19 protein-coding genes are annotated in these 23,353 nt (G+C 71.5%); 6 read left to right on the top strand and 13 right to left on the bottom strand.

The genetic code is table 11. The annotated features are described in order from the left end of the window. The first annotated feature begins 8 nt into the window (after positions 1-8). Entirely contained in the window at positions 9-491 is a 483-nt protein-coding gene (soxR, locus tag ACFCVM_RS19490) for a redox-sensitive transcriptional activator SoxR (protein WP_375838393.1), read from the top strand. 6 nt (positions 492-497) lie between these two features. Here soxR and ACFCVM_RS19495 read toward each other — a convergent pair whose 3' ends face one another. The 7 genes from ACFCVM_RS19495 to bla all read right to left on the bottom strand — a co-directional run bounded on the left by ACFCVM_RS19495 (position 498) and on the right by bla (position 9,261). Continuing rightward, positions 498-2,015, bottom strand: a complete 1,518-nt coding sequence (locus ACFCVM_RS19495) for a PucR family transcriptional regulator (protein ID WP_375838394.1) — start codon at positions 2,013-2,015, stop codon at positions 498-500. Next, positions 2,012-3,049: a DUF917 family protein gene (locus ACFCVM_RS19500; RefSeq protein ID WP_375838395.1), complete on the bottom strand. Its 1,038-nt coding sequence runs from the start codon at positions 3,047-3,049 to the stop codon at positions 2,012-2,014. The genes ACFCVM_RS19495 and ACFCVM_RS19500 overlap by 4 nt, the downstream gene beginning before the upstream one ends. Before the next feature lie 9 nt (positions 3,050-3,058). Next, positions 3,059-4,156 (bottom strand): DUF917 domain-containing protein, encoded by a 1,098-nt coding sequence (locus tag ACFCVM_RS19505; RefSeq protein ID WP_375838396.1) that lies wholly within the window; start codon positions 4,154-4,156, stop codon positions 3,059-3,061. Next, positions 4,153-5,256 carry a DUF917 domain-containing protein gene (locus ACFCVM_RS19510; protein ID WP_375838397.1) on the bottom strand — a complete coding sequence of 368 codons (1,104 nt, stop codon included), beginning with the start codon at positions 5,254-5,256 and terminating at the stop codon, positions 4,153-4,155. Before ACFCVM_RS19510 ends, ACFCVM_RS19505 begins: the two co-directional genes overlap by 4 nt. 1 nt (position 5,257) lies before the next feature. After that, positions 5,258-6,805, bottom strand: a complete 1,548-nt coding sequence (locus ACFCVM_RS19515; protein WP_375838398.1) for a hydantoinase/oxoprolinase N-terminal domain-containing protein — start codon at positions 6,803-6,805, stop codon at positions 5,258-5,260. Positions 6,806-6,869: 64 nt separating this feature from the next. Next, entirely contained in the window at positions 6,870-8,213 is a 1,344-nt protein-coding gene (locus tag ACFCVM_RS19520; RefSeq protein WP_375838399.1) for a purine-cytosine permease family protein, read from the bottom strand. A 124-nt stretch (positions 8,214-8,337) separates the two neighbouring features. Beyond that, positions 8,338-9,261, bottom strand: coding sequence for a class A beta-lactamase (gene bla, locus ACFCVM_RS19525; protein WP_375838400.1), 924 nt, complete (start codon positions 9,259-9,261; stop codon positions 8,338-8,340). Positions 9,262-9,334: 73 nt separating this feature from the next. Between bla and ACFCVM_RS19530 the strand changes: the two genes are divergently transcribed. Beyond that, on the top strand, positions 9,335-10,273 hold the full coding sequence (locus ACFCVM_RS19530) for a LysR family transcriptional regulator (RefSeq protein WP_375838401.1): 939 nt from the start codon (positions 9,335-9,337) through the stop codon (positions 10,271-10,273). Next, on the top strand, positions 10,263-11,171 hold the full coding sequence (locus ACFCVM_RS19535) for a serine hydrolase (protein ID WP_375838402.1): 909 nt from the start codon (positions 10,263-10,265) through the stop codon (positions 11,169-11,171). Before ACFCVM_RS19530 ends, ACFCVM_RS19535 begins: the two co-directional genes overlap by 11 nt. A gap of 24 nt (positions 11,172-11,195) precedes the next feature. Here ACFCVM_RS19535 and ACFCVM_RS19540 read toward each other — a convergent pair whose 3' ends face one another. The 3 genes from ACFCVM_RS19540 to msrB all read right to left on the bottom strand — a co-directional run bounded on the left by ACFCVM_RS19540 (position 11,196) and on the right by msrB (position 13,774). Then, entirely contained in the window at positions 11,196-12,668 is a 1,473-nt protein-coding gene (locus tag ACFCVM_RS19540) for a carboxylesterase/lipase family protein (protein ID WP_375838403.1), read from the bottom strand. A 126-nt stretch (positions 12,669-12,794) separates the two neighbouring features. Next, positions 12,795-13,316 carry a peptide-methionine (S)-S-oxide reductase MsrA gene (gene msrA / locus ACFCVM_RS19545; RefSeq protein WP_375838404.1) on the bottom strand — a complete coding sequence of 174 codons (522 nt, stop codon included), beginning with the start codon at positions 13,314-13,316 and terminating at the stop codon, positions 12,795-12,797. After that, positions 13,313-13,774 (bottom strand): peptide-methionine (R)-S-oxide reductase MsrB, encoded by a 462-nt coding sequence (gene msrB, locus ACFCVM_RS19550; RefSeq protein WP_375838405.1) that lies wholly within the window; start codon positions 13,772-13,774, stop codon positions 13,313-13,315. Before msrB ends, msrA begins: the two co-directional genes overlap by 4 nt. 241 nt (positions 13,775-14,015) lie before the next feature. On the opposite strand from msrB, the gene metH reads away from it, so the two are divergent. Continuing rightward, positions 14,016-17,588, top strand: coding sequence for a methionine synthase (metH, locus tag ACFCVM_RS19555; RefSeq protein ID WP_375838413.1), 3,573 nt, complete (start codon positions 14,016-14,018; stop codon positions 17,586-17,588). Here metH and ACFCVM_RS19560 read toward each other — a convergent pair. The 3 genes from ACFCVM_RS19560 to ACFCVM_RS19570 are packed head-to-tail and all read right to left on the bottom strand — an operon-like array spanning position 17,585 to position 20,981. After that, positions 17,585-18,484, bottom strand: a complete 900-nt coding sequence (locus tag ACFCVM_RS19560) for an ECF transporter S component (protein WP_375838406.1) — start codon at positions 18,482-18,484, stop codon at positions 17,585-17,587. The genes metH and ACFCVM_RS19560 overlap by 4 nt on opposite strands. After that, a complete protein-coding gene (locus tag ACFCVM_RS19565) occupies positions 18,481-20,451 on the bottom strand; it encodes an ATP-binding cassette domain-containing protein (protein WP_375838407.1) in 1,971 nt (656 codons plus the stop codon). Before ACFCVM_RS19565 ends, ACFCVM_RS19560 begins: the two co-directional genes overlap by 4 nt. Then, positions 20,448-20,981 (bottom strand): hypothetical protein, encoded by a 534-nt coding sequence (locus ACFCVM_RS19570; RefSeq protein WP_375838408.1) that lies wholly within the window; start codon positions 20,979-20,981, stop codon positions 20,448-20,450. Before ACFCVM_RS19570 ends, ACFCVM_RS19565 begins: the two co-directional genes overlap by 4 nt. Positions 20,982-21,318: 337 nt before the next feature. On the opposite strand from ACFCVM_RS19570, the gene ACFCVM_RS19575 reads away from it, so the two are divergent. Together ACFCVM_RS19575 and ACFCVM_RS19580 are read left to right on the top strand one after the other, a co-directional pair. After that, on the top strand, positions 21,319-22,122 hold the full coding sequence (locus ACFCVM_RS19575) for a hypothetical protein (protein WP_375838409.1): 804 nt from the start codon (positions 21,319-21,321) through the stop codon (positions 22,120-22,122). 298 nt (positions 22,123-22,420) lie between these two features. Beyond that, on the top strand, positions 22,421-23,236 hold the full coding sequence (locus tag ACFCVM_RS19580; protein ID WP_375838410.1) for a lytic transglycosylase domain-containing protein: 816 nt from the start codon (positions 22,421-22,423) through the stop codon (positions 23,234-23,236). The last annotated feature ends 117 nt before the right edge of the window (positions 23,237-23,353 follow it).

Consider the following 23,353-nt stretch of genomic DNA (forward strand, 5'->3'; position numbering starts at 1 on the left):
GGGTACGGATGTCGCAGCATGACGAGCTCGAGGCCGAACCGGCCGCCGCCGGGAAGCACGCTCCCGACGAGCTGCTCACCGTCGGCGAGATGAGCAGGCGCACGGGCGTGGCGCCGTCGGCGCTGCGCTTCTATGAAGACCTCGGCCTCATCGCCTCGCACCGCACCGGGGGCAACCAGCGCCGATATCCGCGGCACATGCTGCGCCGGGTCTCGCTCGTCTCGGTCGCGAAACGACTCGGCATCCCGCTCTCCGACGTGCAGACCGCGTTCGAGAACGTGCCGCTCGACACGACCCCGAGTCACGCCGACTGGCAGGCCGCATCGCGCCGTTGGAAACGCCAGCTCGAGCTGCGTCGCCTCGGTATCGAGCAGCTCGAGCGCGAACTCACCGGATGCATCGGCTGCGGCTGCCTCTCGATGAAGGCGTGCCGCCTGCTGAATCCCGACGACGAGCTCGGCGAGCACGGTTCGGGAGCGCAGCGGCTCTGAGCCCGGTCAGCCCGATTCGCGCACGGCACGGCAGGCGAGATGCAGCGCGAGCCGCGCCTCGGGGTCGGCCATGTCGACGCCGAGCAGCTCCTGGGCGCGCTGGATGCGCGTCGAGACGGTGTTGCGGTGCAGGCCCAAGGCGGCCGCGGTCGCCGCGATGCCGGACTCGTGGTCGAGGTAGGCCGACAGTGTCTCGAGCAGCTCGCCGCCGCCGTCCTGCAGCGGGGCGAGCAGCGACCTCGCCGCCGGGACGAAGGTGTCGTTGCCCGTCCATGCGAGCAGCAGCTGCTCGAGCCCGAGGCCGTCGACGCGCACGAACCACCCCGTCGCCGAACGATCGACGGCGATGCGCGCGGCATCCGCAGCCTCGCTGAGGGATTCCGTGAGCCCGGCCGATCCGCTCTCGAGCGACCCGACACCGGTTGCGACGTTGAAGTCGCGGCGCGCAGCAACGTGGAGCCCCCGGAGGGCGGTGATATGCCCCTCGACCTGCTGGGCTGGGGGAGGCTCGGCGAAGGTGAGCCATCCGGTCACCCCGCGGCCGCTCGTCGTGGCGTGGGAGTCGACGGAGAAGGCGCCGAGTTCTCGCGTGACGAAGCGAAGCAGCTGGAAGGTGTCGAGCCGAGCCCGGCCGATGACGCGGAAGGCGAGGTGGTAGCCGGCGGTGCGCCACCCCCGCTCGAGCATTCGGCGCTCGACGTCGGGATCGGGCGCACCGCGCAGGTCGACGAAGTCGCGCAGCACCGCAGACGACACCGACGCGTCGCTCACCTCGGCGACCTCGTCGATGAGGATCCGAGCGGCCACTGCGGGCATCGCGACCTCGGCCGCGACCGCGAGTGCGCTCAGCTGGGGGTCGCTGAGCCCGTCGCCGAAGAAGGCGATGCGCAGCCCCTCGCGGCTCGGACTGTCGACGCGAACGGACGCCGCGGCGCCGACGCCCGACCTCGCGAGATCCAGCCACGGCGCGAAGTCGATCGCCGCGTGCACGGATGCATCGAGCCGCCCGCCGGCCTCGAGCAGCACGCCCTCGGAGTCGACGAGCGCGATGCCGTGGCCGACGCTCGAGCTCAGGTGCCGCAGCAGGTCGGAGAGCCCTTCGGCGTGATACTCGATCGACTGGGCGACCTTGCGCACGTAACCGAGGGTCAGTGCATCGCGCGCCTCGATCAGGTGCCAGCACGCCTTCGCGAGCTGCATGGGCTTCTCGACGTGCAGGAGCGAGAGCCCGAGCCGAGTTGCGAGGGCGCGCGTGCCGGCGCCGAAGTCGTCGGCGCCGGGCACCGCGAGCGCCAGGAACCCGCGGTCGCGGGTGCGGCGGATGAGGGCGTCCTGCTGCCACGGGGTGGCGGGAGGGGGAGCGGTGAGGATCGCGATGCCGGAGTCGCCCCGATCGGGCAGCGCGGCCTCAGCCGTCTCGATGACGACGTCGGCCCACGACGCGTCGGTCGGTCCGGCGATGACCCGCAGACCGCCGTTCGCGGGATGGGCGAGCAGTGCGCTCAGCCTGAGATCCTCGCTCATGCGGCTCCGTCGAGATCGGCGAGGCCGTACGCGGACGGCACGACGTGGCGCAGGCGCTCGACGCGTTCCGACCACCAGCCCGGGGCCGGCAGTTCGAGCACGGCGATGGTGCGCGCGAGGGTGAGATCCGTGACCTCGAGGATGTCCCGCGAGACCGCGTCGAGCACGACGACGATCGTCGGAGCGGATGCCTCGAGGCGCCCGTCGGTCATGAACGCGAGCGTCTCGGAGCGCGTGACGATGCGGTGCACCTGGCCGCGGTCGCCGTCGACGCCGATCGAGTTGACGTGGGGATCGCGGGCGTCGGGCTCGACGGCGGTGATGCGGCCCTGACCGAGAACTCGGCCGCCGAGTGCCGCCGCCAGTTCGGGCAGGGGAGCCGACCGTGCGCGGAGGAACGCGGTGCCGAGTTCGAGGGCGCGCAGTGTGCCGCCGTGCACCGAGTGCTCGACGAGATCTCCCACCGTGAACCCGGCGAAGACCGTGCCGCCGACCCCGCCGGCCTGGATCGTGGCCGACCGGATCACGCGTTCGAGGTCGATCGGCCGATCGGTCTCGACGAGCATGACTCCGCCGGCCCCGGTGTCGCACGCGGCGATGACCCCGGGCACCCGGTCGACGAGCAACGACATCTGGTCGAGACCGGGCACCGCCCGGCCGGTGAGGTCGGCGTCGACGAGGAGCCGGTCGCCGGTGAGCGTGAACGGAGTGAGCCCGTTCAGGCCCCCGCCCTCGAGCGAGCAGACCACGGGCACCGGGTGACCGAGCCAGCGTTCGGCGGCGGCGATGAGCCGTGCGAACGGGGCAGCTCCGGGCAGGCGCTCGGCGAGCAGCATCGTCGAGCCGACGAAGGCCGCGCCGAGACACGGCAGCGACGGGTCGAGGTCGTCGAGATCGTGCAGCGTGACCGGCCAGTGCTCGTCGCCGGCCAGTGCCAGCTCGAGCATGGTCGTCGCTCCGCCGCCGCCCGAGCCGAGCAGCGAGAACCCTCGCGCGAGCGCAGGCAACTGCGCGTGCTCGAGGGTTCTCGCCATGCGTCAAGCCTAGGCGCGCGACTCCACCGGCACGAAGGGGTCGGTCAGCCCGAAGGCCGACGGTCCGAACGCCTGCAGCGCCCCGGCCGTGCGCATCATCTCGGGGGTCGAGATGCCGAGCACGCGAACCCGCTGGCCGTATCGGAGGCCCTCCGTGGTGATCGGCTCGGCCGACTCGTGGTCGACGACGCAGATGAGATCGGGCACGATCGCGACGGCCTCGCCGTTCCGCCGCGCAATGAGGTTCTCGTTCTGGAACGAGATCTCGAACGTCTCCGCGCTCGCCGGATCGAGCGGCGAGATCACCGCGCGACCCTTCGCGAACCCGTCGGTCGTTCGTCGCTCGACATCGGTCACCTTGCCGACGAAGAGCTCCCGCAGGTGCGAGTAGAGCGTCGGCGCGAGGGTGTCGGCGATCGCCTCGAACGGCGAACGGTGCGATTCACGGGCGAGACGGATGGCCCGGCCGAGCGCGAGCGCCATCGAGATGGTGCGCGGCACCGCCGTGCGCTTCACGTCGGCGCCGCTCATCGCGTACTCGGCGATGTGCCCGACGCCGCCGAGCCGGATCGTGATGCCCCGGGCGAGCCACTCCATCTGCCGGTCGTCGTCGCCGGTGTCGATGATGACCTGCTCGCCGCGCTCGCCCGCAAGTGCGAGCGGGGAGCCGTGCACGCCGTACACGGCGAACGTCTCCATCGAGAGCTCGGGAAATGCGCGGCCCATGCCGTCGGCGTCGACGACCGGGAGCCCGGTCTCGGCCGCGACGACGAGCGGGATCATCGAGTTGATCCCGCCGCACTCGATCGGCATCGTGGCATCCGCCTTCCTGCCGAGGTGCTCCTCGAGAGTGCGGAGTGCCAGCGTCGGCTCGGTGCCCGCCGGGATCTTCTCGATCATCACGGTCGGCGCGCCCATCTGGGCCGTGGGGATGACGAAGAGGTCGTCGTCGAGCTCGTCGGGGTCGAGGATCGTGATCGAGCCGTCGCCGAGCACCCGCTCCACGAGCATCTTGCCGATGTACGGATCGCCGCCGCCGCCGGTGCCGAGCAGGGTCGCGCCGCGGGCGAGGTCGGGCAGGTCGGCCGCCGTCAGCTGCCAGCTCATGCGGCCGCCTCCACGGATGCCCCGCCCGGCGTCTCGACGGTGCCGTCGAATCGGTGCGCGGGCAGGTCGTAGCCGAAGTACCCGGGGCCCACCATCGCGAGCGCCTCCGCCGAGTGCCAGCGCTCGTCGCTCGGCGCGCTGATCACGCGCACCCGCTGTCCGTACCGCAGCGCTTCGGTCGTGATCGGCTCACCGGAGTCGTGGTCGAGCACCATGATCAGGTCGGGAGTGGTTGCGAGGATGCCGCCGTCGGACTCGGCGATCAGGTGTTCGTTCTGGAACGACAGGGTGACCGAGGCATCCGCGCCCTCGATGCGCGCCCTGCCGCGGGCGAAGCCGGTCGTGGTCGCGCGCTGCACGTCGACGACCTTGCCCGCGAAGAGCTCGCGGCCGCCGAGCAGGCGAACGGCGGCGTCGACCGGGTCGGCCTTCTCGGCGCGAGCCGCGACGATCGTGCGGCCGATCTCGGCGCAGAGGGTGAGCGAGTCGGGCACGAGCGCTTCGCGGGCCTGGGCGCCCGACATCGAGAAGCCCGAGATCATGACGGAGCATCCCATCTCGACGCAGGCGACGCGCGCGATGCGCTCGGTCCAGCTGTTGTCGACCGTCTGCAGCACGCCCGTGTTGCCCTTCTCGTCGCTGAACGCGAGGGGTGAGGCGGTGACGCCGTAGAGCGTCGGCAGCACCATCTGCAGCTCGGGGAAGGCGCGGCCCATGCCGTCGGCGTCGAGCAGCGGCAACCCGAGTGCGGCGGCGGCGGCGATCGGGATCGTGGAGTTCACGCCGCCGACCTCGGCGCACGCGATGTGCGTCACCGGGCGGCCGAGGGAGGTGCCGAGCGCATGGACGGGCGCGGTGACCTCGTCGAGACTCGGCAGCTTCTCGACCATGACGGTCGGAGCGCCCATCATTGCGACGGTCAGCACGACGGCGTCGTCGGGCACCTCGTCGAGCGAGACGACCGTGACGTCGCCGTGCTCGCGCAGCGCCTGCGTCGCGAGCAGCGCGCCGATGTAGGGATCGCCGCCGCCGCCGGTGCCGAGCACCGCGGCCCCGCGGGCGACGTCGGGGATCTGGGCGGCCGTGATCGTCCAGCTCATGTCACGCCCCCATGTCGAGGTCGCCGACGGCCTTGACGCGGATGCGCGTGGCGTTGCCCGGCAGGTACGGGATGGGAACCTCGTCGAAGTCGACGATCGCAACAGACCGGGGCGAGGCGCCGGCGGCGATCGCCTTGTCGACTGCCTCGGCGCGCACCGCGGCGAGCGCCTCTTCGCGGCGGCCCGGCTCGATCGCGTAGACCTTGTCGATCTCGCCGCCCACCTGGGCGATCGAAGCGCCGATCGCGTTCGCGACGGCGTAGTTCTCCGGTCGGTGCACCCCGCCGAAGAGCGGCAGGGCATCGGGCAGCAGGATCGAACCGCCGCCGACCGCCACGACCGGGATCGGCTCGGGGGAGGTGCGCATGCGGTCGACGGCCTCGGCGACGCGCTCCGCGATGCGTGCGAGCACGCGCTCGACGAGCGCCGGGTCGAGGTGCGCGACCTTCGAGGCGTCGCCCACCTCGGCGCGGCCCGCGGCGACCGCGATGTCGGTCGCGGTCAGGGTTGAGCCGCCGAAGACCAATGCCTCGGTCGTGAGTCGGTAGCCGACCGACTCCGGGCCGACCTCGCCCGTCTCGACGTCGACGATGCTGCCGCCGCCGATGCCGAGCGAGAGCACGTCGGGCATGCGGAAGTTCGTGCGGATGCCCGCGACCTTGACCTCGTTCGACGTCTCGCGCGGGAAGCCGTTGATGAGCAGGCCGATGTCGGCGGTCGTGCCCCCGACGTCGACGACGGCGCAGGTGTCGAGGCCGCTCGTGAGGGCGGCGCCGCGCATCGAGTTCGTCGGGCCCGACGCGAAGGTGGCGACGGGGTAGAGGCGCACGTAGTCCTCGTCCATGAGGGTGCCGTCGTTCTGGCTGAGGAAGATGGGCGCCTCGATGCCCTGCTTGCGCACGGCGGCGGTGAGGCCGTCGACGATCTCCGAGGCGAGTTCGCGCAGCGCTGCGTTGATGATCGTCGCGTTCTCGCGCTCGAGCAGGCCGATGCGGCCGATCTCGTGCGAGAGCGAGATTGCGACGTCCGGTCCGAGCTCCTCGGCGATGATGCGGCCGGCCTCGACCTCGAGGTCGTGGTTGACGGGGCTGAACACCGAGGAGATCGCGACCGAGCGGATGCCGTTCGCCTTCATGTCCGCAGCGTGGCCGCGCAGCTCCTCGGGGTCGAGCGGGGAGATCGGGCGGCCGTCGAACTCGTAGCCGCCGTGCGCGAGGTAGCTCTTGGCGCTGATCGCCTCGACGAGCGGCGCCGGCCAGTCGACGAGCGGCGGCAGCGCCTTCGTCGCGGGCAGTCCGAGACGGAGGGCCGCCGTGGGGGCGAGTCGCTTGGCCTGCACGAGGGCGTTGATGAAGTGGGTCGTGCCGATCATGACCGCGTCGATGTCGGTGCCTGCGAATGCGTGGCCCGATCGCAGGTCTTCGATCGCCTGCACGATGCCGCTCGTGACATCCGGGGTGGTGGAGTGCTTGACGCCCGCGAGTACTCGCGTGCCGTCCATGAGCACTGCATCCGTGTTGGTGCCGCCGACGTCGATGCCGATATGCATGGTTCTCGCTTTCTGGGTGGTGCGTGTGGTGCGTGTGATGCGAAGTTCCGAGGTGCTGCTGCGACTAGGACCGGGCCGAGACCTGCTCGACAGGCGCCTCGACCTGGTTGGTGCGCGCGGTGCCGATGCCCCTCACCCAGCCGAGCTTGCCGGCGACGATGTAGAGCACCATCGACACGACGAGCGAGAGCACGGGCGGGATGCCCCAGGTGACGAAGTAGCCGACGAGCGCGGAGACCACCCAGATGACGATCGTCGCCGGCACGATGCGCGGGGCCGTCACGGGAAGCCGGCCGGACTCGCGCGTCTCGTCGAGGTCGGTGCGCCAGCGCTTCACCACGAAGTACTCGGCGACCATGATGCCCGCGATGGGCGGGAAGGCGACGCCCAGGATGATGAGGAACTCGGTGAACTGACCGAGGATGCCGACGGCGGCCAGCACCGAGCCCACGACTCCGAGCACGATCGTCGTGGTCACGCGGTGCAGGTTGCGGTTGAACGCCGTCGAGATGAAGTTGACGAGGCCGAGCGTCGAGGAGTACAGGTTCCAGTCGTTGATCTTCAGCGTGCCGGTGATCACGATGATGAGGCCGACGAAGCCGATCGACGAGGTCACGATGGCGACGATGTTGCCGGAGGCCGCCGCGTGGGCGAGGAGCACGCCGGCGAGGCCGATCACGAACTCGCCGAGGCTGACGCCGACGACGGTCTGCTTGATGACGTCGGCCTTCGAGCGGTTGAAGCGCGTCATGTCGGCGGTGATGATCGCGCCGACGATGAGGCCGCCGGCGACGATGCCGGTCCCGGTCCAGACGCTCATGGCGGGGCCGGGGGCCGGGCCGGTGAGGAGCTCCACGATGTCGTGCTGCGCGAGCTCGCTGATGACCGACCAGCCCACGAGGATGAGGAACAGCGGCACCGTGATGTTCGCGAGCCACTGCATGCCCTTGAAGCCGAACGCGACGATCGCCGTCACGACGAGGCCGAAGATGAGGCTCCACGCCCAGGCGGGCATGACGCCCGGCATGAGCACGTCGAGCGACTCGGCCGAGATCGCGCTCTGGATGCCGAACCATCCGATCAGGCTGATGCCGATCGCAAGGCCGACGAGCGAGGCGCCGATCTCGCCGAAGCCGGTCCAGCGCGCCAGCAGCGCCGTGTTCAGGCCCTCCTTCTGGCCGATGATGCCGACGATGCACATGATCACCTCGAGGATGATCGAGCCGAGCAGCAGCGCGAGCGCCGCCTCCCCGAACGTCATGCTGTAGCCGAGGGTGGCGCCGAGCAGGAACTGCGAGAGTGCCGAGACCTGCCCGAACCGTTGCACCGCGATGCCGAACCAAGGCTTCTGCGCCTCGGGGGTGACACGGGAGAGGGCGAAGTCGTCTGCGTGAGCCAAGCGAGCCATGAGCGTCCTTCAAGCTGGGGGAACGTTTTCGCTCACGTTAGTCAGCGGACGACCACCGCCCCATGTGCAGGGTGCACGAGGATGATCGCTGAATCGACACTCTGCACATGGGGCGGCGCGTTCGTCAGACTGCGACGAGGAGCCGCGTGACGTCGGCGAGCACGTCGTGGTTGCTCGGCGCGTCGGCGCGGTCGGTGCGCGTCAGGATCGCGAGCGTGAGCGCCTGCTCGCCCGGACGCCAGACGACGCCGGCGTCGTTGACGACGCCGTAGCCGCCGAGGCCGGTCTTGTCGGCGAGCTCGAACGGCGGTGTCAGGCCCGCGAGGATCCGCTTGCCCGAGGTGGTGTTCCGCAGCATCCATTCCTGCAGCCGCGCGGTGGCGAGGGCGCCCGCGCCCTGGTCGACGAGCAGCAGTTGGAAGAGCATCGCGATGTCGTCGGGCGTCGAGGTGTCGCGTTCATCGCCGGGCGTCGCCTCGTTGACCTCCGGCTCTGGCCGGTCGAGCCGGGTGCGCGATGCGCCGAGCGAGCGGGCGAAGGTGGTCACCGCCTGCGGGCCGCCGAGCTCGCGGAGCAGCAGGTTGCCGGCCGTGTTGTCGCTGAACCGCAACGCGGCGTCGGCCATCTGCTCCGGCGTCGCCGTCCACGAGGTGGTGTCGAGTTTCGTCGAATCGCCCACGACATCGGCATCGGTGAACGGGATCGGCCGCGTCCAGTACTCCTCGTCGTACCCGCGCGCCCGAACGAGCGCGCCCGCAGCGAGGGTCTTGAACACGGAGCACATCGGGAAGCGCTCGTCGCCGCGATACCGGAAGGCCCGCCGCGAGTCGTGCCACAGCGCGGTGACGCCGATGGTGACGGATGTCGCCCGCTCGAGCTCCGCGATGGCCTCGGCCAGCCGTCGGTGGCCGCCGACGGCGGGTGCAGACGGCGCCGCGAACGCGGGTGCCGCCGAGAACGCGGTGGCCGCCGCGCCGGCCGTGGTGAGGCCGCCGATGGCGAGCATGGATCGTCGGGAGAGCTGGCTGGGAGTCGGTCGATTGGTCATGTCCGGGAGTCTGTCCCGACCTGTCGATGCAGGCAAAGGCCGCATGAACGTGATCGATGCAAGAATCGCATGCATGGCACGACACCTCGATCTGCGGGCCGCGTGCGAGGCGTTCGTGTCCGTCGCCGAACGCGAGAGCTTCACGGCCGGCGCCATCGGAGCCGGTGTCACCCAATCCGTTGCGAGTCGGCGTATCGCGGCCCTCGAGGCTCACTTGGGAGCGCGTCTCTTCGAGCGCACCTCGCGCCGCGTCGTGCTGACCGAGTTCGGTCGCGGGGTGCTGCCGAGCGCGGTCAAGCTCGTGGACGCGGCCCTCGAACTCTCCGAGGACGCCGAGCGGTCGCACCGGCTGCCGGTGACGGTCGGCGTGCCGCACGCCTTCGGGCAGGCGGCGGCGGCGACGATCGCGGCCGTCGCAGCCGACCGATCGATGACGGTCGAGTTCGTGCCAGGACTCCCCGCGGAGCGGGAGGCGGCGTTCGCGGCCGGGCGCACCTCGCTCAGCATCGACCCCGTCGCTCCCGACCGTGCACGATGGGCGGCGGCACTCGGGGTCGGTGTCGCCGAGCGGAGCCGGGCCGACGGCGACTTCTTCTTCACCGAGTTGCGGCCGCGCCGCGGCATCCGCTCGCTCGTCAGGATCTGGCTGGAACCCGAGGACGACGTGCCGCACGTTCGCGATCGCCTCGAGCGGGTGCGGAACGGCGCCGGACTCGCGCCGACGCAGCTCCGAACCGCGCCGTCGCTCATCACCGCGATGTCGGCAGCGCTCGGCGGCGACGACGTGGTGCTCTGCACGAGCGCCGAGGCCCGAGCATTCGGGCTGCGGTGGCGGGCGCTCGGCGATCTGCGACTCGTGCGCGGGTACGCCCTGGCCGCTCGCGAACGGGAACTCGGGTCGCGGTTCCTCGAGGTCGCGGGTGCGCGCGTCGCCGAGCTGCTGCAGTCCGACGCGGTCGCCGGCAGCGAGACCCCGACCCTGCGGACGCCGAGCGGCACGCATGCAGACTGATCGCGCCGTGCTCCGCGACGCCGCCGAGGTCCTGCGCTCGGCGGGTCTCCGCGCATCGATCGTCGTGCGCGACCTCGAGAGCGGACGCCAGTTGTCGATCGCCGCCGACGAGGCCTACCCCCTCGCCTCCGTCGTCAAGCTCCCGCTCGCGCTCGCCGTGCTGCAGCGCATCGACGAGGGCGTGCTCGACCCGGCTCGACCGGTGACCCTCGCGCCGGAGGACCGAACGCCGGGACAGACCGGATACAGCCGATTCCATCACTCGACCACGGTCTCGATCGAGGACCTGCTCTACATGGCTGTCTGCCTCAGCGACGACACGGCGGCCGATGCGCTGTTCGGATTCTGCCCACCGGCCGCCGTCACGGCGTCGCTGCGCGAGACGGGCATCGCCGGCATTACCGTGCGGCACTCGATCAGCGAACTGCACCGCACCCTCGCGAGCGTGCTGCCGCCCGAGCAGATGCCGCAGGCGCTCTCGCTCGCCATCCGGGCGTCGACCCGCGGGGGCGGCCACCTGATTCCCCAGCTCGACGTCTCGAGCGCGAACGCGGGCACCGCGAACGCCTGCGTCGAGCTCCTCGACCGCATCTGGCGGTCACCGGCACTCGACGCTCAGAAGGATCGACTGCGCGGCCTCCTGGCGATGAACGTCATGCGCCAGCGACTCGCTCCCGACCTGGAGTCCGACGACGCGGCGTGGCACTCGAAGACGGGGACGTTCCTGCACCTGCGTCACGAGGTGGGCGTGCTCGAACACGCCGACGGTCGTGCGCTCGCCATCGCGGTGCTCAGCGAGTCGTCGGTTCCGGCGCAGCGCCAGCCCGCCGCCGAGCAGGCGCTGGGGCACGCCGCGAAGCTGTTGCACGATCGGGTCCGCTCGGCGGCAGCCGCCTGACGCCACGAGCGGACCAGCTGCGTCTCAGCCGCCGAGCTCGTGCAGCTCGTCGAGACGGGGCGCCGGCAGGACCGGGTCGCCGTCGCCGTCGAACACGCGCACCGGGCGCTCGGCGCTCCAGGGCGACCAGCCGGGATCGCCCGATGCGGCGAACGCGATCCATGCGCCGTGCATCGCCGAGGCGAGCGACTGCGGAGCGGATGCCCCGGCGAGCGCCACTGAATCGGGCCCCGCAAGCCCGTCGAAGACGAAGCCGAGCTCCACCGCGTGCGCCGCGCCGAGTTCCCGCACCGGGCTCCGCCACGCGAACTCGTAGACCCACGTCGGTGCGCCCGCCGCTGCCCGCGCATCGGCCACCCGGTACTCGGAGCGACGCAGCAGCACGTCGGTGAGGATCGCGCCGAAGACCTCGCCGTGCTTCGCCCCCGGTCGATTCGCGCGATACCGTCGCACCGCCGCCGCGGAGATCTTCGCGGCGCGACGGCCGATGGCCAGGTGCAGTCGCGTGATCTTGTCGACGGCGCCGCTCGGCACGAGCCAGAGTCGGTACTCCTCGGTCGTCGTGCCGATGAGGAGGGGCACGGTCGAGGAGGCGCCGGCCGCGAACGCGTCGGAGGGGGAGACCGGCACGAGCTCCTCGTCGATCGCGATGGTGAACGCGGGCCCCCCGCCGAGCGGGGAGGCGCCCGCGATCACCTTGGCCTGCGCCGCCACCAGCCGATCGGGCTCGACCGCCGCGAACGCGTCCCGCGTCGCCGCGATGCCGAGCTCACGGGCGATGAGGGCGGTGATCTTGCCGGCATCGGCCGGCGCCTTCGCCTCGAGCGGCCCGCTCATGACGATCGCCCGCTGCATCACCTCGGCGGCGAACGGCGACGCCGCGAGTGCTGCGACGGTCGCACCGCCCGCCGACTGTCCGAAGACCGTGACCTGGGCGGGGTCGCCGCCGAACGCCGCGATCTCGCGCTGCACCCAACGCAGCGCCGCGAGCTGGTCGTGCAGGCCGAGGTTCAGGGGAGCGCCCTCGAGCACCGAGAAGCCCTCGGTGCCCAGGCGGTAGTTGACGGAGACGAACACCACGCCGTCGCGGGCGAAGCTCGACCCGTCGTAGCCGGGCAGCGCGTTCGACCCGTGCTTCAACGAGCCGCCGTGCATCCAGACGATGACGGGGTACGGCGCCGCCGCGGCATCCGCCGGCGACCAGATGTTGACGTGCAGGATCTCGTCGCCGGGGATCGCGACGGTGGGCAGCAGTTCGCCGAGCGCGCCGGTGTACGGCGACTGCGGAGCGGTGGGCCCGAAGGCCGTCGCGTCGCGGACGCCCTGCCAGGGTTCGACCGGCGCCGGCAGGCGGAACCGGCGCTCGCCGAAGGGCGGCGCGGCGTATGGCACTCCCAGGTGGCGGGTGATGCCGTCGACGGTCTCGCCGCGGAGGGCGCCGGTGGAGGTCTCGATGACACCCTCGAGGGGTGCCCGCTCTTCGCTGAGTGGTTGCACCAGCTCATCCTGCCGGTCGGACACCGGTCGGCGCCAGACCCGGCGCCGGACACGCGCCGGACCCGGTGCCGGACGCGATCGAGCCCCGGCGATCGTTCGATCGCCGGGGCTCGGGTTCACGCGGGACTACGCAGCGGGCTCGCTGTCGCGCTTCGGCAACTTCCAGCCCGGCCGCACGAAGTGGCACGTGTAGCCGTTCGGGTACTTCTCCAGGTAGTCCTGGTGCTCGGGCTCCGCCTCCCAGAACGGACCGGCGGGCGCGACCTCGGTCGTCGCGGGGCCCGGCCAGAGGCCCGACGCGTCGACGTCCGCGATGGTCTCGAGGGCGACCGCCTGCTGCTCGTCGCTCGTCGGGAAGATCGCCGAGCGGTAGCTCGTGCCGATGTCGTTGCCCTGGCGGTTCAGCGTCGACGGGTCGTGGATCTGGAAGAAGAACTCGAGGAGGTCGCGGAACGACTCGACCTCGGGGTCGAACACGATCTCGATCGCCTCGGCGTGCGTGCCGTGGTTGCGGTACGTCGCGTTCGGCACGTCGCCGCCGGTGTAGCCGACGCGAGTGCCGAGCACTCCGGGGCGCTTGCGGATCAGGTCCTCCATGCCCCAGAAACAGCCGCCGGCGAGGATCGCGGTCTCGGTTCGTGCAGTCATCGTGCGTTCTCCTGGTTCTCGAACAGTGCGCGGTATCGACCGTAGCCCGCCTCGTCCAGCTCGGCGAGCGGAACGAAACGCAGGGCCGCGGAGTTCATGCAGTAGCGGAGCCCGCCCGCGTCGGCCGGGCCGTCGTCGAAGACGTGACCGAGATGGCTGTCGGCACCGGTCGACCGCACCTCGACGCGCTTCATGAAGAGCGAGCGGTCGGTCTTCTCGGTCACGGCATCGGGCTCGATCGGCTTCGTGAAGCTCGGCCAGCCCGATCGGCTGTCGTACTTGTCGGTCGAGGCGAACAGCGGCTGCCCCGAGACGACGTCGACGTAGATGCCTGGCTCGTGGTTGTTCCAGTACTCGTTGCGGAAGGGCGGCTCGGTGCCGTCCTCCTGGGTGACCGAGTACTGCTTGGGGGTGAGGCCGGCGAGGGCCTCGGGAGTCTTCCGGTAGTCCTGTGACACGTGGTCCTCCTGGTTCGGCGCCGCCGGCTGCGACGCCCACTGAGAAGAACATCGGGCGAGCCGATGCTGTTCCGTCAGCGCGTGCTGCCAGCTGTGCGTTCACTGAGAACGCGATCCGCGCTGTCGCACATGACGCACCGGCCGTCACACGGGCGAGCGGCTCACCCCCGATCGTTACGATTGCCGGGTGACCCAGGCCTCAGCGCAGACGGACCCCGCCTCGACCGACATCGAGGGAGCGGTGCGGCCCGAGCGCTCGGTGCACCTGCTCGAGGCACTCGCGGAGCGCGTCGTGATCGCCGACGGCGCGATGGGCACGATGCTGCAGGAGCACGACCCGAGCCTCGACGACTACCAGCAGCTCGAGGGCTGCAACGAGATCCTGAACGTCAGTCGCCCCGACATCATCGGACGGATCCACGACGCCTACTTCGAGACCGGCATCGACGCCGTCGAGACGAACACGTTCGGGGCGAACTGGTCGAACCTCTCCGACTACGGCATCGACGACCGCATCGAGGAGCTCGCCGCGGCGGGCGCCGCGATCGCCCGTGAGCGCGCAGAGGCCTGGCAGGCGCGCGACGGTCGCGAGCGCTGGGTGCTCGGCTCCATGGGCCCGGGCACGAAGCTGCCGAGCCTCGGGCACACGAGCTACGCGCACCTCAAGTCGACGTTCGCCCTGCAAGCCGAGGGCCTCATCCGCGGCGGAGCCGACGCCTTCCTCGTCGAGACCTCGCAGGACCTGCTGCAGACCAAGAGCGCCGTGAACGGCTGCAAGCAGGCGATCGCCGCCACCGGCGTGCGGTTGCCGATCTTCGTCGAGGTGACGGTCGAGACGACAGGCACGATGCTCATGGGCTCCGAGATCGGCGCGGCGCTCACCGCGCTCGAACCGCTCGGCGTCGACGCGATCGGCCTGAACTGCGCGACCGGGCCCGATGAGATGAGCGAGCACCTGCGCCACCTCTCGAAGTTCTCGAACGTGCCGGTCATGTGCATGCCGAACGCGGGCCTGCCGGTGCTCGGCGCGAACGGCGCGAGCTACCCGCTCACGCCCGAAGAGCTCGCGACCGCGCACGAGCAGTTCGTGCGCGAGTTCGGCCTGGGCCTCGTCGGCGGATGCTGCGGCACCACGCCGGCGCACCTGAGCGCCGTCGTCGCGAGGCTGCGGGGCGCCGAGGCATCCGCTCGCCGTGTCGAAGCCGACCCCGGGGTCGCGAGCCTCTACCAGCACGTGAGCTTCGAGCAGGAGAGCTCGTACCTCGCGATCGGGGAGCGCACGAACGCCAACGGCTCGAAGGCGTTCCGCGAGGCGATGCTCGAGGAGCGGTGGGACGACTGCGTCGACATCGCCCGGAACCAGGTGCGTGACGGCGCCAACCTGCTCGACGTGTGCGTCGACTACGTCGGGCGCGACGGCGTCGCCGACATCCGCGAGGTCGTCTCGCGGCTCGCGAGCGCCTCGACGCTGCCGCTCGTGGTCGACTCGACCGAACCTGCCGTGCTGCAAGCCGGGCTCGAGCTCATCGGCGGCCGGCCGGTCGTCAACTCCGTGAACTTCGAGGACGGCGAGGGCGGCACGAGCCGCTTCGCCCGCATCATGCCGCTCGTGAAGGAGCACGGCGCTGCCGTCATCGCCCTCACGATCGATGAGGAGGGCCAGGCGCGCACCGCGGAGAACAAGGTGCGCATCGCCTCGCGGCTCGTCGACACCCTCGTCGGCGAGTGGGGCATGCGCGTCGACGACATCATCGTCGATGCCCTGACCTTCCCGATCGCGACGGGGCAGGAGGAGACGCGGCGCGACGCCATCGAGACGATCGACGCGATCCGGCAGATCACCGCGAAGTACCCGGGCATCAATACGACGCTCGGTGTCTCGAACGTCTCGTTCGGACTCAACCCCGCCGCGCGATCGGTGCTGAACTCGGTGTTCCTGCACGAAGCGGTCGAGGCCGGGCTCACGAGCGCGATCGTCGACGCGGCGAAGATCGTGCCGCTCGCCTCAGTGCCCGAGGATCGGCGCAAGGTCGCCCTCGACCTCGTATGGGACCGGCGCGAGTACGACGCCGACGGCACCCTGACCTACGACCCGCTGGTGGCGATGCTCGACCTCTTCGCGGGCGTCGACATGGCCGCGATCCGAGATGCACGTGCCGCCGAGCTCGCAGCGCTGCCTGTGGGCGAGCGCCTCGAACGCCGCATCCTCGACGGCGAGGCCAAGGGGCTCGAGGCCGACCTCGACCTCGCGCGCGCCGGCGGTCTCAGCGCGATCGACATCATCAACGTGCACCTGCTCGAGGGCATGAAGGTCGTCGGCGAGCGCTTCGGCTCGGGCGAGATGCAGCTGCCGTTCGTGCTGCAGTCGGCCGAGGTGATGAAGAGCGCCGTGGCCCTCCTCGAACCGCACATGGAGAAGTCGGCGGCCGGCGGCAAGGGCAGGATGGTCATCGCCACGGTGCGCGGCGACGTGCACGACATCGGCAAGAACCTCGTCGACATCATCCTCTCGAACAACGGCTACGAGGTGGTCAACCTCGGCATCAAGCAGCCCATCGCCGACATCATCAAGGCGGCCGAGGAGCACGACGCCGACGTGATCGGCATGTCGGGCCTGCTCGTGAAGTCGACGGTCGTCATGAAGGAGAACCTCGAGGAGCTGAACGCCAGGGGGCTCGCGAAGCGCTGGCCCGTCATCCTCGGCGGCGCCGCCCTGACCCGCACGTACGTCGAAGACGACCTCGCGGGCATCTTCGACGGCGAGGTGCGCTACGCCCGCGACGCCTTCGAGGGCCTCGCGCTCATGGAGCCGCTCGTCGCGATCGCGCGCGGCGCCGACCCCGCAGCGGTCGGGCTGCCCGCGCTGAAGAAGCGGATCCACCGACCGGGCCTGCTCACCGTCACCGAGCCCGATGAGATGCCGGCACGATCGGATGTCGCGGCCGACAACCCCGTGCCGACACCGCCGTTCTGGGGCACCCGCATCGTCAAGGGCATCGCGCTCGCCGAATACTCCGCGTTTCTCGACGAGCGCGCGACCTTCATGGGGCAGTGGGGCCTGAAGCCGAGCCGCGCCGACGACGGCGCGAGCTACGACGAGCTCGTCGAGACCGAGGGGCGGCCGCGACTGCGGTACTGGCTCGACCGCATCCTCGCCGAGGGACTGCTCGACGCCTCGGTCGCCTACGGCTACTTTCCGGTGGTCGCCGACGGCGACGACATGGTCGTGCTGCACCACGGCGACGACCCCGAGGGGCTCCTCGGTACCGCTGGACTGCTCGCCCCCGACGGCGGATCCGGCGGGGTGATCGGCAGCGACCGGCTGCGATTCCACTTCCCGCGGCAGCGCCGTGATCGCCACCTCTGCCTCGCCGACTTCGTGCGCTCGAGGGATGCAGGGCAGGTCGACGTCGTGGCCGTGCAGCTCGTGACGGCGGGGCAGCGGGTCAGCGAGGCGACCGCGAAGATCTTCGCCGAGAACCGCTACCGCGACTACCTCGAGCTCAACGGCCTCGCGATGCAGCTCACCGAGGCGCTCGCCGAGTACTGGCACTCGCGAGTGCGCGACGAGCTCGGCCTCGGCGGGGAGGACCCCGACGACGTCGCCGGGCTCTTCAAGCTGCACTACCGGGGCGCGCGCTTCTCGCTCGGCTATCCGGCCTGCCCCGACATGGAGGATCGCCGCAAGGTCGTCGACCTGCTGAAGCCCGAGCGCATGGGCGTCGTGCTGTCGGAGGAGCTGCAGCTGCACCCCGAGCAGTCGACCGACGCCTTCGTCTTCCACCACCCCGAGGCGAAGTACTTCTCCGTCTAGGAGCGGGGCTGGGGTCGATCGACCGAGCGGCGTTGCGACGGCAGCTTCGCACGTCGAAGCGAGGCGAGCACGGCGGGGCCGATCAGGGCGATGCCGACGACGGTCGTGACCGCGCGCACCGTGTCCCAGGTGAGCGTCGAGGTCACGAGCGAGTACAGCGCGAACGAGGCGAGGTTCTCGCCGACCGGCGCCGCCCCGTCGTAGGAGATCTCGGTGCCCATGCCCACCGCGAACGGCCAGAACCAGAGGTTCATCACGAGGCCGAAGATGTATGAGGCCACGATTCCGTAGGCCGCGAGCATGGCGATCTCGAGCGCGGTCGCGCGGCGCACGTCCGCGGTGGTCGCCGCTCGCGGGCGGATCATCGGCAGCAGGCCGGCACCGGCGGCGACCCACGCGCAGGCGAACATCTGGAACGGCGTCCACGGACCGATGCCGCCCCAGAGCACCGATGACACGGCGATCGTGAGCATGCCGAGCAGGAAGCCGAATCGGGCGCCGAACGCACGCCCGGCGAGGATCAGCAGGACGAAGACGGCCTCGATGCCGCCGACGCCGGCTCCCGCGATGCGGATGCCGGCGCCGATCGCCGCGAGCACGCCGAGCAGTGCCACCGCCTTCGCCGAGTGCATCTGCCGATCGAGGGCGGCGAGCACGACGGCGATGACGGCGGGCAGCACTGCGAAGGCCACGAACGGCGCAGCGCGTTGCGCATCCGCCGGCACCGCCGTCGCGACGAGCGGCCAGCCGAAGGCGGCGAGGGCGAGGGTGCTGCCGGCGAGGAGCGCTGCCGTGGTGATGCGCTCGCGACGACGGGTGGCACGGTCTCCGCGGGCGTCGCCGTCGCCGTCGTCGCGAGCGATGTGCCGGTCGGATCGGGGCTCGACGGCGGTCACGAGATCACGTCCGCGGTGACGAGCGGGGCGAGTGAGACCGCGCCCCGCTCGATCGTGAGCTCGCGGTTCGCGAACCGAGTGGCGAATTCGCGATCGTGCGTCGCGAACAGCACGACGCGCCCATCGCTCGCGGCCGCGACGAGCGCCTCGCCCACGAGGGCCCGCGCCGCCGTGTCGAGTCCGCGTGCCGGCTCGTCGACGAGCAGCGCGGCGGGGGAGGGAGCGAGCTGGATCGCGATCGCGAGGCACAGCCGCTCGCCTGCCGAGAGGTCCCGAGGATGCCGCAGGAGCATGCCCTCGTCGAGGTCGCGGCCGAGCAGCGCCGCGAACGTCTGCACGGTCGGCGTCGCCGTCCGATTCCGACGATCGGCTCGATGGCATTCGGCGGCGACGGTCGTGCTGAAGAAGAGGTCGTCGAACTGCTCGGGCACGAGCGAGATCGCGCGTCGTCGCGCCACAGGGTCGAGAGCGGCGACGTCTGCGCCGTCGATCGTGACCGAGCCCGCGGCATCCGGCACCGCCATCGCACCCAGCAGGCTGGACTTGCCTGCGCCATTCGCACCGGTGATCGCGACGATCTCACCGGCGTACAGCGCGAACCGCGCATCGCGCACCGCGACGGTGCCGCCGTGCCGTGCGTCGAGGCCCTGCACCGAGACGAGCGGATGCCCCGCCGCCGGTGCGGTTCGATCGCCGTGGTCCGCCGGGGCGGAACGCAGGCTCGCCGGTGCCGGTGCCGGGGCCGGGGCCGGTGCCGGTGCCGCGCCCGGCTCGACGCGCCCGCCGTCGATCGCGACCCAGGCGTCGGCGATGCCGTGCCACTCCGCGGTGGCGTGCTCGGCGACCACGACGCACGTGCTCGACCCGTGCGCGACCCGGTCGAGCACCTCGCACACGAGACGTCGCGCTGCCGAGTCGAGTTCGGCGAGCGGTTCATCGACGAGCAGCAGGGCCGGACGGGCGACGAGTGCCGCCGCGATCGCGACGAGCGTCGCCTCGCCGGCGGAGAGCGCGGTGACGGGCCGCTCGAGCAGACGGGAGATGCCGAGCTCGTCGGCCGTCTGCCGCGCGCGCTCATCGACGACCGCTGCGTCGATGCCCTGCGTCGCGAGCGCGAAGCCGATCTCGTCGCGCACCGTCTCGGCCACGAACGAGAGCCGCACGTGCTGGGCGACGACGCCGACGCAGCCGGCCGTCTCACGCGGCGGGAGTCGGCGCCGATCGAGTCCGCCGATCTCGACGAGCCCGCCCTGTTGCCCGCCCTCGAAGTGCTGGAAGAGCCCGCTCATCGTGTCGAGCAGGCTCGACTTGCCCGAGCCCGTCGGACCCGACACGACGACGAGGCTGCCGGGCGCGAAGTCGAGATCGATGTCGTCGAGGCGCCAGGCACCGCCCTGATCGAGCGAGACCGCGGTGAGTCGCGCGGGTCGTCCGGCGTCGCCGGTCGGTCGGGCGGATGCCGCGAATCCGCGCACCTCCATCGAGGCCGCGAGCGCGAGCGCCCGTTCGACCGTGTGCTCGAACACGGGCACGAGCAGGGCCGCCGGGCCGCGCTCGCCTCGGAGTGCGGCGGCACGACGCATCCGCCGTACCGACTGCGCGAGCGCCGGCGCGGTGGCCCAGGCGATGACGAGTGCGCGGGAGACGGCGCGGATCGGGCCACGGGTCGAACCGAGCACGAAGAGACGCTGCACGTCGAGGATCGCGTTGAGCACGCCGAACGCGAGGATCACGGCCGCGAACGGCAGCGCGCTGACCACGGCGTTCCAGATGCCGCCGCTCGTGATCGGCCCGAAGAGCGCGATGTGCGCGAACGGGCCGTCGAGCGGAACCTTCGGCAGGTCGATGAGCAGCACTCCGCCACCCGAAGCTCCGCCGAACGCCATGCGATAGACGACGCGCGACACCACGAACACCGCCGCGACGATCGCCGCCGCCCGCAGTGGTGCCGCGCGGAACCGCATCATCCGGCCGGGGTCGGAGTCTCCGTGCCGGTCGTGTAGACGAGGCCGATGCTCTGCCCCGGCTCGAGCTCGAGGGTGCCGAGCCCTTCTTGGGCGTATTCCCACTCGGCGTCGGCCGAGGTCTTCACCCAGAGCGCCCAGTACGCGTAGGCGGGCGGCATCGACTGGCAGGACTCGACGAACGACGCCTCGCCCGCAACCTCGACCGTCTCATCGGGCCCGGGTCGGTCGTTCACCCGGCAGACGATCGCGTCACCCCACTCGACCGAGCCCTCGGTCGTGACGCCGGCGTCGTCGAGCGTGGCCGTCGCAGCAGTCGCGGAGGTCGCGTCGACACAGCTCGACGCGCCGTCGGCGTCGAGTGCGCCGAAGTCGACGACCACGCCGATGCCGTCGCAGTCGGCGCCGGCCTCCGCGCCGGCGTCTGCGCCCGCCTCCACGGTCGGATCGACGGTCGGGGCGGGGTCTGCGGCGGCGCAGCCGCTCAACGCGAGGACGCCGACGAGCAGGACTGAGAGGAGGGGGGATCGCACGACGACCACCCTACCGAGGCGCGGTTCGGAGCCTTCGCCGCGTGACACACCCCGACATGAACGGGCGTGACACCTGTCACGAAGGGGTTGCGAACCCGAGGAACCCTTCGGTTAGTCTGTGCGGATTGGCAACTTCCCGCGGGCGGAAGGCGCTCGCGGATCGTCGCACGATGGGGGATCGGCCGGTGAGCCGCGTCTCCCGCTGGGGAGAAGCATGAGCGAAGCGTCCGGAGTCTCGACCACCGCACGGCCCACGACGGGCGGAACGACCGGACCAGGCTCCCCGCGCCGGCGCCCACGACCCGCACGCTGGCGTGCAGCTGCGTCCGGGGCCGCCGTGGTCGCACTGGCCGCCGTCGCGGGCACGGGCGTGATCTCGAACGACACCGTCGCCGAGCGTGCGCAACTGACCGCGGAGCAGGTCGCCGAGACCGCCCAGCTCGCGGCGGCGACCGACCTCGACGCGAGTCAACTGGGCACGCACGAGGGCATCCTCGATGCGCGGGCCACCCAGGACGCGGTCGATGCGCTGGACGAGGCGGAAGCCGTGATCGCCTCGGCCGGCGGCAAATCGGACGCGTCGGACCTCGAGGCATCCGTCGCCGCGTTGAGGTCGTACGAGCTTCTTGCACCCGAGCGCGTCTTCGAACTCGCCGATGCGGCACGGGCCCACGCGGTCACGGTGCAGGCCGCGGTCGTGGAGTTCGACCGCGTCGCGGCGGAGCAGGCCGCCGCGCAGGCTGCAGCCGAGCGTGCCGCCGCCGAACGCGCCGCGGCCGAGCGCGATGCGGCGACGCCGCCGACGAGCGGCGGGCCGGCGCCCGCGGTGCCCGCGAACCCGAGTGAGGCGCAGGTCATCGCCCGCGACATGATCGCCGCCCGCTACGGGTGGGGCGACGACCAGTTCGGCTGCCTCGTCGCGCTCTGGAACAAGGAATCCGGGTGGAACGTCACCGCGGGCAGCCCGGGTGGCGCCTACGGGATCCCGCAGGCACTGCCCGGGAGCAAGATGGCCTCGGCGGGCGCCGACTGGCAGACGAGCGCGGCCACCCAGATCAGCTGGGGCCTCGGGTACGTGGCCGGAAGGTACGGCACGGCGTGCGGCGCGTGGGCCCATTTCCAGGCGAACAACTGGTACTGAATCCGTGGGCCGGCCGGCTTGCACAGCCGTCGGACCCGGTTCCTGATTTGGATGACTTTCACAGGGGAAGCTGAGGTTCTGTCCAGAAGGCCTCGGCAGACTGGCCACTTCGCCCGGGCGCCCCCGCCTGTGGAACGTCGAACAAGGGTCGTCCAGCGCGCTGCGCACGCCGATCCGCCTTGTGAAAGTCATGCAGAACCAGCCTTCCTCTTCTGAAAACACCTCGTCCGAAGCCCGTGAGAACGAAGCCCTCCGCCCCCGGTCGCGCCGGAGCCGCCCCCTCTGGAGGAGCGGCCCCATGCTCGCGGCCGGTGCCGTCGTCGCCATCGGCGCCATGGTCGGCACCGGGTTCGCCGTGCAGTCCGCCGTCGCGGCCACGAACGACAGCGTCGCCGAGACCGACGCCCTGCGAGACGCCGCGAACCTCGATGTCGAGCAGCTCGGCTCGCACGCCGGTATCCTCGAGGCACGTGCGGTCAAGAAGGCGAACGACACGCTCGCCGCGGCGAACGACACGCTCGTCTCCGCGCAGGGCAAGGCGGATGCTTCGCAGCTCGCCTCGTCGGTCGCCGCCCTCGGCAACTACCGCCTGCTGAGCCCCGAGCGGGTCTTCGAGCTCGCCGACCGCACCGAGGCGCACGCTGCGCCGGTGCGCGCCGCCGTGGCCGAGGCCGATCGGGTCGCCTCCGAGCAGGCTGCGGCCGCTGCGGCCGCCGCTGCCGCTGCCGCCGCCGCCGCTGCCGCCGCCGAGGCCGAGGCCGAGACGTCCGCACCGTCCACCGGCTCGCGCCCGAGCGGCCCTGCGAACCCCAGCGGCGCACAGGCGATCGCACGCGACCTCATGGCCGCCCAGTACGGCTGGGGCGACGACCAGTTCGGCTGCCTCGTCTCGCTCTGGAACAAGGAGTCGGGCTGGAACGTCTACGCCGAGAACAAGTCGAGCGGCGCCTACGGCATTCCGCAGGCCCTGCCCGGCAGCAAGATGGGATCGGCCGGCAGCGACTGGCAGACCAACCCCGCCACCCAGATCACCTGGGGCCTCGGCTACATCGCCGGCCGCTACGGAACCCCGTGCGGCGCATGGGACAAGTCGGAGTCGTCCGGCTGGTACTGATCCCCGTCGAACGAGCGGCGACGACACCGGGCCCCCCCCCCCGGGGGGGCGCCCGTTGCGTGACGCCGGGGGACCCCCCCGCCCGCGGCCCCAGCCGGCCGAGAGCCGGCCGGCGAG

Source organism: Agromyces sp. NPDC056389 (assembly GCF_042262385.1).
Lineage (GTDB): Bacteria > Actinomycetota > Actinomycetes > Actinomycetales > Microbacteriaceae > Agromyces.

Excerpts from the sequence above, each read along its gene's own strand:
- bla (WP_375838400.1), bottom strand. The coding sequence starts at position 9,261 with ATGACCAATCGACCGACTCCCAGCCAGCTCTCCCGACGATCCATGCTC.
- ACFCVM_RS19520 (WP_375838399.1), bottom strand. The coding sequence starts at position 8,213 with ATGGCTCGCTTGGCTCACGCAGACGACTTCGCCCTCTCCCGTGTCACC.
- ACFCVM_RS19495 (WP_375838394.1), bottom strand. The coding sequence starts at position 2,015 with ATGAGCGAGGATCTCAGGCTGAGCGCACTGCTCGCCCATCCCGCGAAC.
- ACFCVM_RS19500 (WP_375838395.1), bottom strand. The coding sequence starts at position 3,049 with ATGGCGAGAACCCTCGAGCACGCGCAGTTGCCTGCGCTCGCGCGAGGG.
- ACFCVM_RS19505 (WP_375838396.1), bottom strand. The coding sequence starts at position 4,156 with ATGAGCTGGCAGCTGACGGCGGCCGACCTGCCCGACCTCGCCCGCGGC.
- ACFCVM_RS19515 (WP_375838398.1), bottom strand. The coding sequence starts at position 6,805 with ATGCATATCGGCATCGACGTCGGCGGCACCAACACGGATGCAGTGCTC.
- ACFCVM_RS19565 (WP_375838407.1), bottom strand. The coding sequence starts at position 20,451 with ATGATGCGGTTCCGCGCGGCACCACTGCGGGCGGCGGCGATCGTCGCG.
- msrA (WP_375838404.1), bottom strand. The coding sequence starts at position 13,316 with ATGACTGCACGAACCGAGACCGCGATCCTCGCCGGCGGCTGTTTCTGG.
- ACFCVM_RS19530 (WP_375838401.1), top strand. The coding sequence starts at position 9,335 with ATGGCACGACACCTCGATCTGCGGGCCGCGTGCGAGGCGTTCGTGTCC.
- soxR (WP_375838393.1), top strand. The coding sequence starts at position 9 with ATGTCGCAGCATGACGAGCTCGAGGCCGAACCGGCCGCCGCCGGGAAG.
- ACFCVM_RS19510 (WP_375838397.1), bottom strand. The coding sequence starts at position 5,256 with ATGAGCTGGACGATCACGGCCGCCCAGATCCCCGACGTCGCCCGCGGG.
- ACFCVM_RS19580 (WP_375838410.1), top strand. The coding sequence starts at position 22,421 with ATGCTCGCGGCCGGTGCCGTCGTCGCCATCGGCGCCATGGTCGGCACC.
- ACFCVM_RS19535 (WP_375838402.1), top strand. The coding sequence starts at position 10,263 with ATGCAGACTGATCGCGCCGTGCTCCGCGACGCCGCCGAGGTCCTGCGC.